This window comes from Serratia sp. JKS296 (genome assembly GCF_900215445.1).
GTDB classification, from domain to species: Bacteria; Pseudomonadota; Gammaproteobacteria; order Enterobacterales; family Enterobacteriaceae; genus Serratia; species Serratia marcescens.
In genome coordinates, this window is sequence record NZ_OCMX01000001.1 from 3,550,009 (window position 1) to 3,563,541 (window position 13,533).

14 protein-coding genes are annotated in these 13,533 nt (G+C 62.7%); 5 read left to right on the forward strand and 9 right to left on the reverse strand.

Annotated features, from left to right (window positions below):
- Window positions 1-14: 14 nt before the first annotated feature.
- A complete protein-coding gene (gene prpC / locus CRO23_RS16960) occupies window positions 15-1,178 on the reverse strand; it encodes a bifunctional 2-methylcitrate synthase/citrate synthase (RefSeq protein ID WP_097102519.1) in 1,164 nt (387 codons plus the stop codon).
- A gap of 33 nt (window positions 1,179-1,211) precedes the next feature.
- The gene (gene prpB, locus CRO23_RS16965; RefSeq protein ID WP_097102521.1) at window positions 1,212-2,102 is read right to left on the reverse strand and encodes a methylisocitrate lyase; all 891 of its coding nucleotides are present in this window, start codon (window positions 2,100-2,102) and stop codon (window positions 1,212-1,214) included.
- Between the two features lie 244 nt (window positions 2,103-2,346).
- On the opposite strand from prpB, the gene prpR reads away from it, so the two are divergent.
- Window positions 2,347-3,933 (forward strand): propionate catabolism operon regulatory protein PrpR, encoded by a 1,587-nt coding sequence (prpR, locus tag CRO23_RS16970; RefSeq protein ID WP_097102522.1) that lies wholly within the window; start codon window positions 2,347-2,349, stop codon window positions 3,931-3,933.
- A gap of 3 nt (window positions 3,934-3,936) precedes the next feature.
- On the opposite strand, the gene CRO23_RS16975 is transcribed toward prpR, so the two are convergent.
- The gene (locus CRO23_RS16975; protein WP_097102524.1) at window positions 3,937-4,845 is read right to left on the reverse strand and encodes a DMT family transporter; all 909 of its coding nucleotides are present in this window, start codon (window positions 4,843-4,845) and stop codon (window positions 3,937-3,939) included.
- 136 nt (window positions 4,846-4,981) lie between these two features.
- On the opposite strand from CRO23_RS16975, the gene CRO23_RS16980 reads away from it, so the two are divergent.
- Window positions 4,982-5,416, forward strand: a complete 435-nt coding sequence (locus CRO23_RS16980; RefSeq protein ID WP_016928538.1) for an Lrp/AsnC family transcriptional regulator — start codon at window positions 4,982-4,984, stop codon at window positions 5,414-5,416.
- Here the strand turns inward: CRO23_RS16980 and dinG are convergent, their stop codons facing one another.
- From dinG to CRO23_RS17000, 4 genes are all read right to left on the reverse strand, one after another.
- A complete protein-coding gene (dinG, locus tag CRO23_RS16985; RefSeq protein WP_033640940.1) occupies window positions 5,417-7,615 on the reverse strand; it encodes an ATP-dependent DNA helicase DinG in 2,199 nt (732 codons plus the stop codon).
- Window positions 7,616-7,681: 66 nt separating this feature from the next.
- Complete coding sequence (locus CRO23_RS16990; protein WP_016928540.1) at window positions 7,682-8,074, reverse strand: tautomerase family protein; 393 nt, start codon at window positions 8,072-8,074, stop codon at window positions 7,682-7,684.
- Window positions 8,064-8,396, reverse strand: coding sequence for a carboxymuconolactone decarboxylase family protein (locus CRO23_RS16995; protein WP_016928541.1), 333 nt, complete (start codon window positions 8,394-8,396; stop codon window positions 8,064-8,066). The genes CRO23_RS16990 and CRO23_RS16995 overlap by 11 nt, the downstream gene beginning before the upstream one ends.
- A 124-nt stretch (window positions 8,397-8,520) precedes the next feature.
- Complete coding sequence (locus CRO23_RS17000; RefSeq protein ID WP_033640943.1) at window positions 8,521-9,177, reverse strand: glutathione S-transferase family protein; 657 nt, start codon at window positions 9,175-9,177, stop codon at window positions 8,521-8,523.
- 241 nt (window positions 9,178-9,418) lie between these two features.
- On the opposite strand from CRO23_RS17000, the gene ompC reads away from it, so the two are divergent.
- From ompC to CRO23_RS17015, 3 genes are all read left to right on the forward strand, one after another.
- Window positions 9,419-10,516: a porin OmpC gene (gene ompC / locus CRO23_RS17005; RefSeq protein WP_004939326.1), complete on the forward strand. Its 1,098-nt coding sequence runs from the start codon at window positions 9,419-9,421 to the stop codon at window positions 10,514-10,516.
- Between the two features lie 179 nt (window positions 10,517-10,695).
- Window positions 10,696-11,547, forward strand: a complete 852-nt coding sequence (locus CRO23_RS17010; RefSeq protein WP_097102526.1) for a GNAT family N-acetyltransferase — start codon at window positions 10,696-10,698, stop codon at window positions 11,545-11,547.
- A gap of 17 nt (window positions 11,548-11,564) precedes the next feature.
- The gene (locus CRO23_RS17015) at window positions 11,565-12,395 is read left to right on the forward strand and encodes a 5'-nucleotidase, lipoprotein e(P4) family (RefSeq protein WP_016928544.1); all 831 of its coding nucleotides are present in this window, start codon (window positions 11,565-11,567) and stop codon (window positions 12,393-12,395) included.
- A gap of 3 nt (window positions 12,396-12,398) precedes the next feature.
- Here CRO23_RS17015 and CRO23_RS17020 read toward each other — a convergent pair whose 3' ends face one another.
- Together CRO23_RS17020 and CRO23_RS17025 are read right to left on the reverse strand one after the other, a co-directional pair.
- Entirely contained in the window at window positions 12,399-12,917 is a 519-nt protein-coding gene (locus tag CRO23_RS17020) for a GNAT family N-acetyltransferase (protein WP_079449507.1), read from the reverse strand.
- Between the two features lie 2 nt (window positions 12,918-12,919).
- The gene (locus CRO23_RS17025; RefSeq protein WP_079449508.1) at window positions 12,920-13,489 is read right to left on the reverse strand and encodes a helix-turn-helix domain-containing protein; all 570 of its coding nucleotides are present in this window, start codon (window positions 13,487-13,489) and stop codon (window positions 12,920-12,922) included.
- Between the last annotated feature and the right edge of the window lie 44 nt (window positions 13,490-13,533).

Here is a 13,533-nt window from a genome sequence, read left to right on the forward strand (position 1 = left end):
ATAACGACCGGCGCTCAGCGCTGATCCAGCGGTACGAAGGCCCGCGCTTCCGGCCCGGTATAGTTGGCGGACGGGCGAATGATTTTGTTGTCCTGCCGTTGCTCGATGATGTGCGCCGACCAGCCGCTGACGCGCGCCATGACGAACAGCGGCGTGAACATTTCGGTGGGCACCCCCAGCTGGTGGTAAGACACCGCCGAGAACCAGTCGAGGTTGGGGAACATATTTTTGGTGTCGCGCATCACGCTTTCCAGCCGGTCGGCGATGTCATACAGCTTCATCGCGCCCGCGTCCTGCGACAGGCGCAGCGCGATCTCTTTGATCACCTGATGGCGCGGATCGGAGACGGTATACACCGGGTGCCCGAAGCCGATCACCACCTCTTTGTTGTCGATGCGGCGGCGAATGTCGGCTTCCGCTTCGTCCGGCGTTTCATAGCGTTGCTGGATCTCCAGCGACACCTCGTTGGCGCCGCCGTGCTTCGGCCCGCGCAGCGCGCCAATGGCGCCGACGATCGCCGAATAGACATCGGATCCGGTGCCGGCGATCACCCGGCCGGCGAAGGTCGAGGCGTTGAACTCATGCTCGGCGTACAGGATCAATGACGCGTGCATCGCCTGCTCCCAGCTGGCGGAAGGCGCTGCGCCGTGCAGCAGGTGCAGGAAGTGGCCGCCGATGGAATCGTCGTCGGTCTCCGGCTGAATGCGCTCGCCGTTGTGGCTGTAGTGATACCAGTAGAGCAGCATCGATCCCAACGACGCCAGCAGCCGGTCGGCGATGTCGCGCGCGCCGGCCGCGCCGTGCTGCTCTTTTTCCGGCAGCGTGCAGCCGAGGGCCGAAACGCCGGTGCGCATCACGTCCATCGGGTGAGATGCCGCCGGCAGCGCCTCCAGCACCGTGCGTACGCTGGCGGGCAGGCCGCGCAGCGCTTTGAGCCGCTGCTTGTAGGCATGAAGTTCGTCGCGGTTGGGCAACTTGCCGTGGATCAGCAGATGGGCGACCTCTTCAAACTCGCAGTGGCGCGCGAGGTCGAGAATGTCGTAACCGCGGTAGTGCAGATCGTTGCCGCTGCGCCCTACGGAACACAGCGCGGTATTCCCGGCGGGCACGCCGGATAACGCCACGGATTTTTTCGGCTTAACGCCAGTCGGGCTTTGCGGGGAGATCGCTTGGCTCATACTGTCCTCATTTGGCTTCTGCGTGAATGGCGCTTATTCGTCGCGTTGGCGAGCGAACAGAGCGTCGAGTTTCTCTTCGAACAAATAGTAGTTGATGCTTTCATACAGCTCGTTGCGGGTCTGCATGGTGTCGATGACGTTTTTCTGCGTGCCCTCCTCGCGCAGGGCGCGGTACACCCGCTCCGCCGCCCGATTCATCGCCCGGAAGGCCGACAGCGGATACAGCGCCATATCCACCTGGGCGCTGCGCAGCTCCTCGGTAGTGAACAGCGGCGTCGCGCCGAATTCGGTGATGTTGGCGAGGATCGGCACCTGCGTCGCTTCGGCGAAGCGGCGGTACATGCCCAGCTCGGTAATCGCTTCCGGGAACAGCATGTCGGCCCCGGCCGCCACGTAAGCCTGAGCGCGCTCGATGGCCGCCTCCAGCCCCTCCACCGCCAGCGCGTCAGTGCGCGCCATGATCACGAAGTCCGGATCGCTGCGCGCATCCACCGCCGCCTTGATGCGATCCACCATCTCTTCGGTGGAAACGATGGCCTTATTGGGCCGATGGCCGCAGCGCTTGGCGCCAACCTGATCTTCGATATGCAGCGCCGCCGCCCCGGCCTTGCTCACCGAGCGCACCGTGCGGGCGACGTTGAACGCCGATGCGCCGAAACCGCTGTCGACATCCACCAGCAGCGGCAGCGGGCAGACGTCGGTGATGCGGCAAATATCGGTCAACACATCGTCCAGCGTTGAAATGCCCAGGTCCGGCAGCCCCAGCGAACCGGCCGCCACGCCGCCGCCGGAAAGATAGATGGCCTGGAACCCCGCCCGCTGGGCCAGCAGGGCATGGTTGGCGTTGATCGCGCCGGCGATTTGCAGGGGTTTCTCTTTACTCAGGGCCTGACGAAAGGCGAGCCCGGGTGAGCGCAGCGTCATGACGTTCTCTCCGATTAGCTAGATGAAACAGACAGAGCAAGGGGCGGGCCAGGTTGCACTTTGGCGAGGAAAAAATTAAAAGCGATAAAAATAAGTGAGTTATAAAATTCGCGTCGCCATTGGGCAGACCAAGCGATAAAAAACGTTTCAGTTAACGTTTCAATCGCGGTTTCAATCGGCATATTTGAAACATGACTGAAACAAGGCTACACCTAATGCAGCCACTTTCATTCGGTAACCCACCATGAGCGATCACATCACGCCGTCCCGCACGCCAGACAAACCGGTGATCTGGACCGTCTCCATCACCCGCCTGTTCGATCTGTTCCGGGATATCAGCCTCGAGTTCGACCATCTGGCGGTCATCACCCCGATCCGCCTCGGCTTTGAGGAGGCGGTGCAGCATATCCGCGCTCGCCTGGCGACCGAGCCTTGCGACGCCATCATCGCCGCCGGCTCCAACGGCGCCTACCTGAAAAGTCGCCTGTCGGTGCCGGTCATTTTGGTCAAACCCGGCGGCTTCGATCTGCTGCAGGCGCTGAGCAAGGCGCGCAGAACCGCCGATCGGATCGGCGTCATCACCTACAAAACGCCCCTGCCCGCGCTGCTGGAGTTCCAGCAAACCTTCGATCTGCCGCTGGAGCAGCGCAGCTACGTCACCGAAGAGGACGCGCGCGGCCAGATCGCCGAGCTGAAAGCCGCCGGCATTCAGGCGGTGGTCGGCGCCGGCCTCATCAGCGATCTGGCGGAAGAGGCCGGGCTCACCGCCATTTTTCTCTATTCCGCCGCCACCCTGCGCGCCGCCTTCAGCGACGCGCTGGACGTGACGCGCCTGATGCTGGGCGGCGCCAAACGCGGCGGCGATTACGCCGCACGCAATACCCTGCAGCCGCGCTATGGGCTGAGCGATTTACAGGGTGATTCCCCGCAGATGGAACAGACGCGACGCACCATCATGCTGTACGCCCGATCGCCGGCGGCGGTGTTGATCGAAGGCGAAACCGGCACCGGCAAAGAGCTGGCGGCGCAGGCGATCCACCGCGAATACTTTTCCCGGCGCGGCGCGACGCCGCCGTTCGTCGCCATCAACTGCGGCGCCATCGCCGAATCGCTGCTGGAGGCGGAACTGTTTGGCTATGAGGAAGGCGCCTTTACCGGCTCACGGCGCGGCGGCCGACGCGGGCTGTTGGAAACCGCCAACGGCGGCACCCTGTTTCTGGATGAGATCGGCGAAATGCCGCTGCACCTGCAAACCCGGCTGCTGCGGGCGCTGGAAGAAAAAACCATCACCCGGGTGGGCGGGCAACAGCCGGTAAAGGTCGATTTTCGCGTTATCAGCGCCACCCACACCCGCCTGGAGCAGGCGATTCAACAGGGCGATTTTCGCGCCGATCTGTTCTACCGCCTGAGCGCCCTGCGGCTGCAGCTGCCGCCGTTGCGGGCGCGCGGCGACGATATTGCGATGCTGGCGGAACACTTTCTGAAACAGTCGCTGGCGGCGCTCGACGTGCCGCTGACGGAGCCGCTGCGCGCCGCCCTGGCCGGGTGTTACGCCGCGCTCAGTCATTACGCCTGGCCCGGCAACCTGCGCGAGCTGCGCAACATGATGGAGCGGGTGGCGCTGATGCTGAGCACCGGCGCTGCGCCGAGCGGCGAGACCCTGCATTGGCTGCTGCCGGAGCTGGCGGTGGCCCCGCCGCCCGAGACGCCGGCGGCGCCCGTCTCCGCCCACGAAGCCCTGGCGCGGTGCGGGGGCGACCACGCCGCCGCCGCCCGATTGCTCGGGATCAGCCGCACCACTTTATGGCGTCGGCTGAAAAAACCGAACTGAGCATCAGCCGGCGCGCCGGCCGTCCGAGGCCGGCAGCAGCCGCGCTCGCCGATCGCCCAGCAGGTTCATGCCCGCCGCCGCCAGCAGGATGATCGCCGCGCCCAGCAGCTGCCACGCAGACAGCCGGTGGCCAAACGCCAGGCGATCCACCAGCATGGCGGCGATCGGATAGATGAATGACAGCGAGCCGATCAGGTGGGTCGGCAGCCTCTGCAACGCGCCGTACATCAGCACGTACATCAGGCCGGTGTGCAACACGCCGAGCGTCGCCAGCATCCCCCACTGGCCAACGCTGGCCGACGCATGAAAATCCACCAGCGGCAGCAGCATCACCGCCCCCACCGTCACCTGGATCAGCGCAATAAGATGCGGCGGCGTGCCCTTCAGCCGCTTGGCCGCCAGCGCCATCAGAGCGTAGAAAAACGCCGCGCCGAGCGCCAGCGCGATGCCGGCCAGATAATGGTTCTGCTCCCCCGCCTGCCGCGGCTGCGCCAGCACCACCAGCATCATGCCGCCGAACGCCAGCCCCAGCCACAGCAGCTTGCGGGCGGTCAGCCGTTCCCCCAGAAACAGCGCCCCCAGCCCCACCAGCATAAACGGCTGGGTGTTGTACACCGCGGTGGCGATGGAGATAGACGCATAGGAATAGGCGGCGAACAGCAGCAGCCAGTTGATCACCAGCGCGACGCCGCCGGCGATCGCCAGCAGCAGCGTGGCGCGCGTCAGCGCATCGCGTCGCAGCTGACCCAATACGCCGCACACCGCCAGCAGCACCAGCGCGCCTACCGCGCAGCGCCAAAACACCACGTTGATAACCGGCTGGCCGGACATCAACACAAACCAGCCGATAGAGCCGGAAATCAACATCGCCGCCGCCATCTCCAGCGATCCGCGTTTTATCTCTGCATTCATTCTGCGTTCCTCGAAGCTTGCCCAGAGACATAGCTTGCGGCCTCGCAGGGCGGCTTTCCATAGCATAAAAAAGGCAAATATGCTTAACTGCCTTTTTCTCGAAGCTATAATAAATAAAACACCTAACGGAGGCGTTATGGATGATATCGATCGCCAAATCCTGACCATTCTGGCGGAAGATGCGCGCGCGTCGTTGAAGACGCTGAGCGCGCAGGTGGGGCTGTCGTCGCCAAGCACGTCGGAAAGACTGCGGCGGCTGGAAGAAAGCGGCGTGATCCAGGGCTATACCCTGAACGTCAATCTGCAGGCGGTGGGCTACGCCTTCGAGTCGCTGGTGCGCATCAAGCCGCTGCCGGGCATGCTGAAGAAGGTCGAGCAGCTGATTCAGGCGATCCCGGAAGTGGTCGAATGCGATAAGGTGACCGGCGAAGACTGCTTTATCGTGCGGCTGGTGGCGCACTCGATGGCGCAGCTCGACCACACTCTCGATCGGCTGGCCGAGCATGCGCAGAGCAACACCTCGATCGTGAAAACCACGCCGGTCAAGCGCCGCCTGCCGCCGCTGCTCTGATTAACGCCGCCGCTTGCGGGCGAACGGGTTGCCGCGCTTCTTCTCTTTTTTGGCCGCATCGGCGGCGGATTGCAGTGCCGCCAGATGCGCCTTGTCGGCCTCCGGCACCGCGCGCTGCTCGATCGGGAACACCGGCAGCGACGCCAACAGCCGCGAACCGTAATTTTTGGTCAGCAACCGGCGATCGTAGATCACGATCTCGCCGTAGCATTGGTTGCTGCGGATCAGACGGCCGACCTGCTGGATCAGGTTGAACGAGGCGCTCGGCAGGCTCTGCACTTCGAACGGATAGCGCTTCAGCGATTTCAGCCACTCGCCTTCGGTGATGATCACCGGGCTGTCGATCGGCGGAAACGCGATTTTGTGAATATGCACCTGGGTCAGCAGTTCGCCTTTCAGATCCAGCCCTTCGGCGAACGATTGCAGCCCCACCAGCACGCTGGCGACGCCCTTCTCCACCCGCTTGCGGTGCTCTTCCACCAGCCGGTAGCGCGGCTGGTCGCCCTGCACCAGCAGCATCAGCCGCAGATCGGTCACGTAGCTGAGGAAAGTCTGCATCGCCCGGTGGCTGCTGAACAGGATCAGCATGCCTTTGTGCTTGCCGCTCGCCTGCTCGGCGCGGAAAAACCGCGCCATCTCCTCGAGGTGCTCCGCCTCGTTGGCGAGCGCCGGTTCATAGCGCATCTGCGGAATGACAATCTTGCCCTGTTCGACGTGATTGAACGGCGATGAGAGCGTTTCGAAGCGGTCGCCGGCCTTCTCGCTCAGCCCGCTCATCTCCTGTAAACGCGCGAAGCTGTTCAGTGAACGCAGCGTGGCCGAGGTGACCACCACGTGCGGCACCTTGCGCCACAGCAGCTTCTCCAGCTGATCGCTGACGCGGATGCCGACGCAGTGCAAATACAGATGGGTGACGTTATCGCGCAGTTCGCGCGTGACCCATTTGGAGATCGGCGCGTTGGACGACTTGTCGAGCGCCGCCAGCCGCCACAGCTTGCTCATCGCCTCCAGATAGCCCAGCGTGCGGCTCATCTGCAAGATGGCGCGGTGCAGGCGCATGATGTCGTGCTTGCCGGTCTGCTCGGTAAGATCGTTAAGCACGAACTCCGCCAGCCCGCGCAGCGCATCGGTCAGTTTGAACAGCCGCGCGCAGCTCTCCACCATCTCCGCGGGCAGCTCGCCCATTTCAAAACGGTGCTCGGCCGCCACGCTGTCGCCAGGCAGATAGGCGCTGACCTGATGCTCGAAGATCTGCACCAGCTCACGCAGCTCCTCGCAATGGTTCTTCAGCCGTTCGCTGTTGGCCAGCCCCGGCGGATTCTTCGGCCGGTACTGCGTCATGCACTGTTCGACCTGGCGCACGATCATGTCCAACTGCAGGTTGGTCGACAGCGCGGTGATTTCCCCGTCGATCTCCAGCGCATCGCGCGCCACCTCCGGCAAATGGTGGCCTTCGTCCAGCACCAGCAGCAATTCTTTCGGGTTCGGCAGCACCGATTCCGTCTCCAGCGCCGCCATCACCAGCGCGTGGTTGGCCACCACAACGTCGGCGCTCTCGATCTCTTTGCGGGCGATATAAAACGGGCATTCACGGATGTAATGGCAGTTGCGCCCCAGGCAGTTGGCCTTGTCGGTACTCAGCTTGGCCCACAGCGGATCGTCGATGCTCTGCTGATAGTGGTCGCGCAGTCCGTCCCACTCGAAGCGGGCCAACGCCTTGGTCAGTTTCTGGCACAGCGCCTGCTCTTCGCCGCTGGACGGCGCCAGTTCGTCGTCGAGGAACAGCGTCAGATCGCCCTGTTGGCTAACGTCGGTGCTCATCGCCGCCAGGTTGCGCGGGCAGACGTAACGCCCGCGGCCAAAGGCGCCGGTAAATTTCAGATCGGGGATAATCTTCTTCAGCAGCGGCAAATCTTTGCTGTAGATCTGGTCCTGCAGCGCCACGTTGGCGGTGCTCACCACCAGCGGCTTGCTCTCCGCCCGCCCGACGGCGATGCCCGGGATCAGGTAAGACAGCGTTTTGCCGACGCCGGTCGGCGCCTCGATCGCCAGATGGCGCGGGTAGTCGCCGGCCAGCGTCTTCGCCACTTCGGCGATCATCTGGCGCTGGGGCGCGCGGGAAATAAAATCCGGTATTTGCTGCTGCAGGGCTTTGTACCACTGGCCAATCTGATCTTTAACTGCGGAGGAGAGCGCCATTCAACTCTTATCTAAACGAAATGATGGCGCTATTGTCCCACAGACCGCCGGCGACGTCAGCCCGAGTTACGCCTGCGGATCGATCATTGAGGCGCGCCCGCCGCCGAACGACCACTCGTCCAACTGGGTGGTGGCGATCACCACCATCACATCCTCGGGGTTCAGCCGCAGCTTTTCCGCCAGCAGCGCCGCCAGCCGTCGGTAGAAACGCCGCTTGGTGTCGCTGTCGCGCGGCCGCCCGGCGGTGATGTAAAACAGCACGAAATCCGCGCTGCGCGGCCCGCCGAGATAGTCGCGATCGTAGATAAGCTCGCCGGGGCGGTATTGATCGATCACCTGAAACCTGTCCGTCGGCGGCACCTCGAAGGCCTCCACCAGCGCCTGATGCAGGCTGTCGGACAAGGTTTGCAGATAGTCGGCGGACTTGCCCTGATGCAGGGCGATGCGGCTAAACGGCATGGGGCGCCTCCGGTTCCAGCTCGCGCAGGCGCGCCACGGCCGACGCCGCCGCGGGCCAGCCGGCGTAGAACGCCAGGTGGGTGATGAGCTCAGCCAGCTGCTGATGCGCCACGCCGTTGCGCTGAGCCAGTTGCAGGTGAAACGGCAGTTGTTCCACGCGGTTAAGCGCCACCAGCGCGGCGACGGTGATCAGGCTGCGTTCGCGCGGGTTCAGCGCCGGCCGCTGCCAGACATCGTCAAACAAGACGCTGTCGCTGAGCTGCGCCAGCTTGGGGGCGATATCGCCGAACGCCTGTTGCCCGGCCTGGGATTTTGATGGCATCACACTCTCCTGTCAGTTGCGGATAGCCTTACGCTACCCGCCAGCGAGGCGAGTGAAAATCGGGATTTTCGGCAGTCTCAGTTCAGAAAAACGGGAGGGTTCCCCGCCGGGCGGCGGGGCGATGTCACGGTTCCAGCGGGGCAACGCCGTCGAAATGGGCGCTCAGCAGCGCATTCAGCTCCGGCCGCTGTTCCACCCGTTCGGCAATGGCGTACAGTCGCGGGCAGTGTTGCCGGAACCACGCGCGGCCCGGCCGCCAGTTGCACATTACCGCCAGGTACAGATCCAGCGCGCTGAAGCTCTTGCCGAGAAACCACGGGCCAGACGCTCCTGCGGCGGCGTTCAACTGCCGCAATAAACGCTCGCGATAATCCATTACCGCGTTTTTCAGCTGTTCCGCCCCTGCCGCCTGCGGCTGCCAGCGCTGCGGATGGTCGGCATAGGTGAAGGTGGGGTAAATCTCCGCGTTGATGAACAGCAGCCAGCGCAGAAAACGCGGCAACAGCGGCGAACCGCCGGGCGGCGCCAGTTCGGCATGCGGTGCGCGATCGTGCAGCAGCAGGATAATCGCCGCGCTCTCCGTCATCACTTCGTCATTGGGCAGCACTAAGGTGGGCACCTGACCCAGCGGGTTCAGCGCCAGCAGGCGATCGCGCTCCGGGCCGTCCTGCGTGTAATCCACCTCCTCATAGCCCCAGGGGAAAGCGGTCAACGCCAACGCGGCGGCCACGATGGTCGAGCCGCAGCCCTGCGTACCGAACAAAGTATAAGTATCGTGCATGATTCCTCCCGCAGCGGAACAAGGTATCGGTAACTGTAGACCAGCCGCCGACCATCGGCTGAAGAAAAAATTCACCCTTTGCGCGACTTTTTTAATCGTTCGACATGAAAATGAATTTTTTGTCATAAATAGATCACATTACTACGGTAAAAATTCTCCGCCGCCAACAATCAGGCGGCACAGTAAAACAGCAATGCAACTGATGATAAGCGTCTTTCAATCGAATAAAGCAGGGTAACCCATGAAACGTAATCTTCTGGCCGTTATTATTCCGGCACTTTTACTTGCGCAAGCGGCACAGGCAGCAGAAATCTACAATAAAGACGGCAACAAGCTCGATTTTTACGGTCGTGTGAAAGCCCTGCATTATTTCTCTGATGATGCCGGCAACGATGGTGATAAAACCTACGTCCGTATCGGCTTTAAAGGCGCGACTCAGATTAACGATATGCTGACCGGCTATGGCCAGTGGGAATATCAGATCGCCGCCAACCATTCTGAATCCGACGGCACCAAAGACACCAAAACGCGTCTGGGCTTCGCCGGTCTGAAATATAAGGATCTCGGCTCCTTCGACTACGGTCGCAACTACGGCATCATTTACGACGTTGGCGCCTGGACGGATATGATCCCTGAATTCGGCGATGATGCTTATATCAAGACCGACAACTTTATGAACGGCCGTACCAATGGCGTCGCCACCTACCGTAATAACAACTTCTTCGGTTTGGTTGACGGCCTGAAATTTGCCGTGCAGTACCAGGGCAAGAACGAAAACGACGGCCGCTCCGCCAGCAAGGCGAACGGCGACGGCTGGGGTCTCTCCTCCAGCTATGAAATCATCGACGGTCTGAGCGTGGGCGCCGCCTATGCCTCTTCCAACCGCACCGCCACGCAAAAGGCGGGCACCTTCGGTAAAGGCGACAAGGCCGATATCTGGGCAGGCGGTCTGAAATACGACAACAACAATGTCTACCTGGCCGCGACTTATTCGCAGAGCCGCAATATCGCGCCTATTTCCGGCACCGCCACCATCAATAATAACTCGACCTCCGTTAGTGGCTTCGCCAATAAAGCGGAAGGGATTGAATTGGTCGCGCAATATCAGTTCGACTTCGGTCTGCGCCCATCGCTGGGTTACGTTCAGCAGAAAGGCAAAGATATTGAAGGCATCGGCGACGTCGATCTGGTGAAATATTTCGACGTAGCGGCGACCTATTACTTCAACAAAAACATGTCCACTTATGTCGAATATAAAATCAACCAGCTTGATGACGACAACAAACTGGGTCTGAAAAACGACGACGTCGTTGTTGTCGCCCTGACCTACCAGTTCTGATGTGATGAATGAATAACCACCACTGCAAACTTTAGCGTCACTTGATACCCAGAGTTTTATTTCGCCGGGCGGCTGCGTCCGGCTTTTTTGTTTTTATTTTCCCCGCCAGCGAATCCCCCCGCTTGCCTTGCAAAACAAACGGGTCTACATGTATAGCTTTCCCCCGAGCGGAATCAGCCATGCATAACGACGGACGCTTCGACTACCACAACGCCTTGCGCTACAGCAGCGACGAACTGGCCAACATCCTCAACCACTGTTTTGAAAACTACATCGTGCGTTTCGTGCTCGACGGATCGACCTTCGCCGCCCGCTTCGGCGCCGAAGATCTCAGCCTGAACGACAGCCTGATCGTCACCCACTGCCATGAACCGGTGGCGGTGGCGCTGATCGCCCGCCGTGGCCGTCACAGCCGGGTTGCGGCTTTTTCCGTGCGCCCGGAGATGCGCGGCCAGGGGCTGGGCAAGGCGCTGATGCAGCGGCTGGTGGCGGATGCCCGCCAACGCGGCGACCATCGGCTGTCGCTGGAAGTGATCGAAGGCAACGACGCCGCGCTGGCGCTATACCACCGCGCCGGGCTGCGCATCGTGCGCACCCTGACCGGCCATCAGGCGCCGGCGGAAGTGCCGCCAGGCACGGCGGCGCTGCAGGCGGTCGATCCGCTGACCGTCAGCCACCGCCTGACGGCGGAAGGCGCCACCGACCTGCCCTGGCTGATTGCCCCCGAATCGCTGTTCAAGCTGCCGGGCACACCGCGAGCCTATACGCTCAATCGTCAGGCCTACGCCGTGGTGATGCCCGGCACCGAGCACTGCTGGCTGCGCCTGATCTACGTGCCGCCGCAGCACCGCGGCCAGGGGCATGCCCGCGCCTTGCTGGCCGCCCTGCAAGCGCAGTTCGCCCCTTTGCCGCTGACCGCCAACGTTTTTGTGCCCGAGGTGGCCGCCCCCTTCTTTACGCATCTTGGCTGGCGGCAGGATCCCCTGCGCCAGTTCGAGATGGATATGCTGCTGGACAGCCCACAAAAATAAAACCGAGAGAGATAACGATGGCAGGAAAACAGGCAAGGAAACTCACCCTCGGCGCGGCGGTTGGCGTCGCGCTGCTGACGTTGGCCGGTTGTGCGCAGCCGCCGCACACCGACGCCCAGGCCCAGCAGCGGCTGGCGGATCAGTCGGTGCTGGCGGTGAACTGGTTCCAACAGTCCGGCGAATACCAGGCGCTGGCGCATCAGGCGTTCAACAGCGCGCAACGCGCCTTCGATCAGGCCAAGACCGCGCCGGGCCGCAAAAAGGCGGTGGTGGTCGATCTGGATGAAACCCTGTTGGACAACAGCGCCTACTCCGGCTGGCAGGCGCAGCACGGCCAGCCGTACGACGGCGCCACCTGGGCCCAATGGACGCAGGCCGAACAGGCCGGCGCGGTGCCGGGCGCAGTGTCGTTTGCCCGCTACGTTAACGCCCACCAGGGGACGATGTTCTACGTCTCGAACCGCAAGCAGAGCGAATACGCCGCCACGGTGGCCAACATGCAGAAGCTCGGATTCACCGGCATGTCGGAAAAAACCGTGCTGCTCAGCACCGATACCTCCAATAAGCAGGCGCGCTTCGACGCCATCAAACAAGCCGGCTATGACATCGTGGTGTACGCAGGCGACAACCTGAACGACTTCGGCGCCGCGACTTACCACCAGGACAATGCGCAACGCCGGGCGTTCGTCAGCGAGAATCAGGGCAAGTTCGGCACCGAATTCATCGTGCTGCCCAACCCGCTGTACGGCGATTGGGAAAGCGGCCTGGCTCGCGACTACAACAAGCTGACGCCGCAACAGAAGCTGCAGGTGCGCCAACAGGCGATCAAGGCCTGGCGCGGGCGCTAAGCCTCACAGCAGTTTGTACATATAGCAGGTGGCCTCCAACGCCCCGCCGTCGCTGGCGCGGGCGTATTGCGGGATGTCGCCCGCCGCCTCGAACCCCAATTGACGGTACAGCCCCTGCGCCGCGCTGCCGCTCAGGGTATCCAGCACCAACAGGCTGCGGCGATGACGCGCCGCCAGCGCCTGCACTTCCTGCATTAACAGCCGGGCGACGCCCTGCCGCCGCGCCTGCGGGTGCACCATCAGCTTGACCACTTCCGCGCGGTGGCGGCCGTTGTCCGGCATCGCCAGTAACAGCTGCACGGTGCCGACCGGCCGGCCGTTCGCGAGCGCCACCAGCATCGCACGCTCTCCCCGCGCGATGGCCGGCAGCAACCCTTGCCAAAACGCCTTCGCCTGCGTCAGCGTAAAGGGCATGACAAAACCGATGCTGGCGCCGTGCGCCACGCTGGCGTGCAGCATCTCGGCCAAGTCGACAATGGCGCTTTGCGCCGCGCCGGCGTCCCACTGTTGCAATTCAATCATGGCTATGGCCTGCAGATAACGAGGGTGTAATGGGCCGGCTCATCGCCGGGGACATGGAAACGGGAGGCGCCGAACAGGCGGTAACGCAGGCAGTCGCCGGCCGACAGCCGGAAAACGCGCCCTTCCAGGGTCAATTCCAACTGCCCGGACAGCAACCAAAGGTGATGTTCCAGCGCCGGAATCGACGGCAGGTCGTAATCGATCTGCGCGCCGGCATCAAGCCGGGATTCGATAAACTCGGCCTTATACAGCGCGGCAGGCGGGGAAACGGAGCGACGGTGAAAACCGCTGGCGCGATCGACCCACACCGGCTGTTGCGGCGGCCGCAGCAGCTCCGGCGGTTCGTCTTCGATTTCGCTCAACAGGCGCGACATGGTTAACCCGTAGGCGGCGCACAGCCGGTTCAGCAACGATGCCGTCGGGCTGGTCTCGGCGCGCTCCACCCGCGAGAGCGTCGCCCGGCTAAGGCCGGTGCGCTGCGCCAACTCCTCCAGCGACCACGCCCGTTGCTGGCGCAAATCCGCCAGCCGCTGCGCCAACCTCAGGTCGGCCGTCTCCAAACCGTTATCCATCGTTCATACTCCGCTTAAAAATCCCATATAAGAGAAATAATCTC

Excerpts from the sequence above, each read along its gene's own strand:
- prpC (WP_097102519.1), bottom strand. The coding sequence starts at position 1,178 with ATGAGCCAAGCGATCTCCCCGCAAAGCCCGACTGGCGTTAAGCCGAAA.
- prpB (WP_097102521.1), bottom strand. The coding sequence starts at position 2,102 with ATGACGCTGCGCTCACCCGGGCTCGCCTTTCGTCAGGCCCTGAGTAAA.
- prpR (WP_097102522.1), top strand. The coding sequence starts at position 2,347 with ATGAGCGATCACATCACGCCGTCCCGCACGCCAGACAAACCGGTGATC.
- CRO23_RS16975 (WP_097102524.1), bottom strand. The coding sequence starts at position 4,845 with ATGAATGCAGAGATAAAACGCGGATCGCTGGAGATGGCGGCGGCGATG.
- CRO23_RS16980 (WP_016928538.1), top strand. The coding sequence starts at position 4,982 with ATGGATGATATCGATCGCCAAATCCTGACCATTCTGGCGGAAGATGCG.
- dinG (WP_033640940.1), bottom strand. The coding sequence starts at position 7,615 with ATGGCGCTCTCCTCCGCAGTTAAAGATCAGATTGGCCAGTGGTACAAA.
- CRO23_RS16990 (WP_016928540.1), bottom strand. The coding sequence starts at position 8,074 with ATGCCGTTTAGCCGCATCGCCCTGCATCAGGGCAAGTCCGCCGACTAT.
- CRO23_RS16995 (WP_016928541.1), bottom strand. The coding sequence starts at position 8,396 with ATGCCATCAAAATCCCAGGCCGGGCAACAGGCGTTCGGCGATATCGCC.
- CRO23_RS17000 (WP_033640943.1), bottom strand. The coding sequence starts at position 9,177 with ATGCACGATACTTATACTTTGTTCGGTACGCAGGGCTGCGGCTCGACC.
- ompC (WP_004939326.1), top strand. The coding sequence starts at position 9,419 with ATGAAACGTAATCTTCTGGCCGTTATTATTCCGGCACTTTTACTTGCG.
- CRO23_RS17010 (WP_097102526.1), top strand. The coding sequence starts at position 10,696 with ATGCATAACGACGGACGCTTCGACTACCACAACGCCTTGCGCTACAGC.
- CRO23_RS17015 (WP_016928544.1), top strand. The coding sequence starts at position 11,565 with ATGGCAGGAAAACAGGCAAGGAAACTCACCCTCGGCGCGGCGGTTGGC.
- CRO23_RS17020 (WP_079449507.1), bottom strand. The coding sequence starts at position 12,917 with ATGATTGAATTGCAACAGTGGGACGCCGGCGCGGCGCAAAGCGCCATT.
- CRO23_RS17025 (WP_079449508.1), bottom strand. The coding sequence starts at position 13,489 with ATGGATAACGGTTTGGAGACGGCCGACCTGAGGTTGGCGCAGCGGCTG.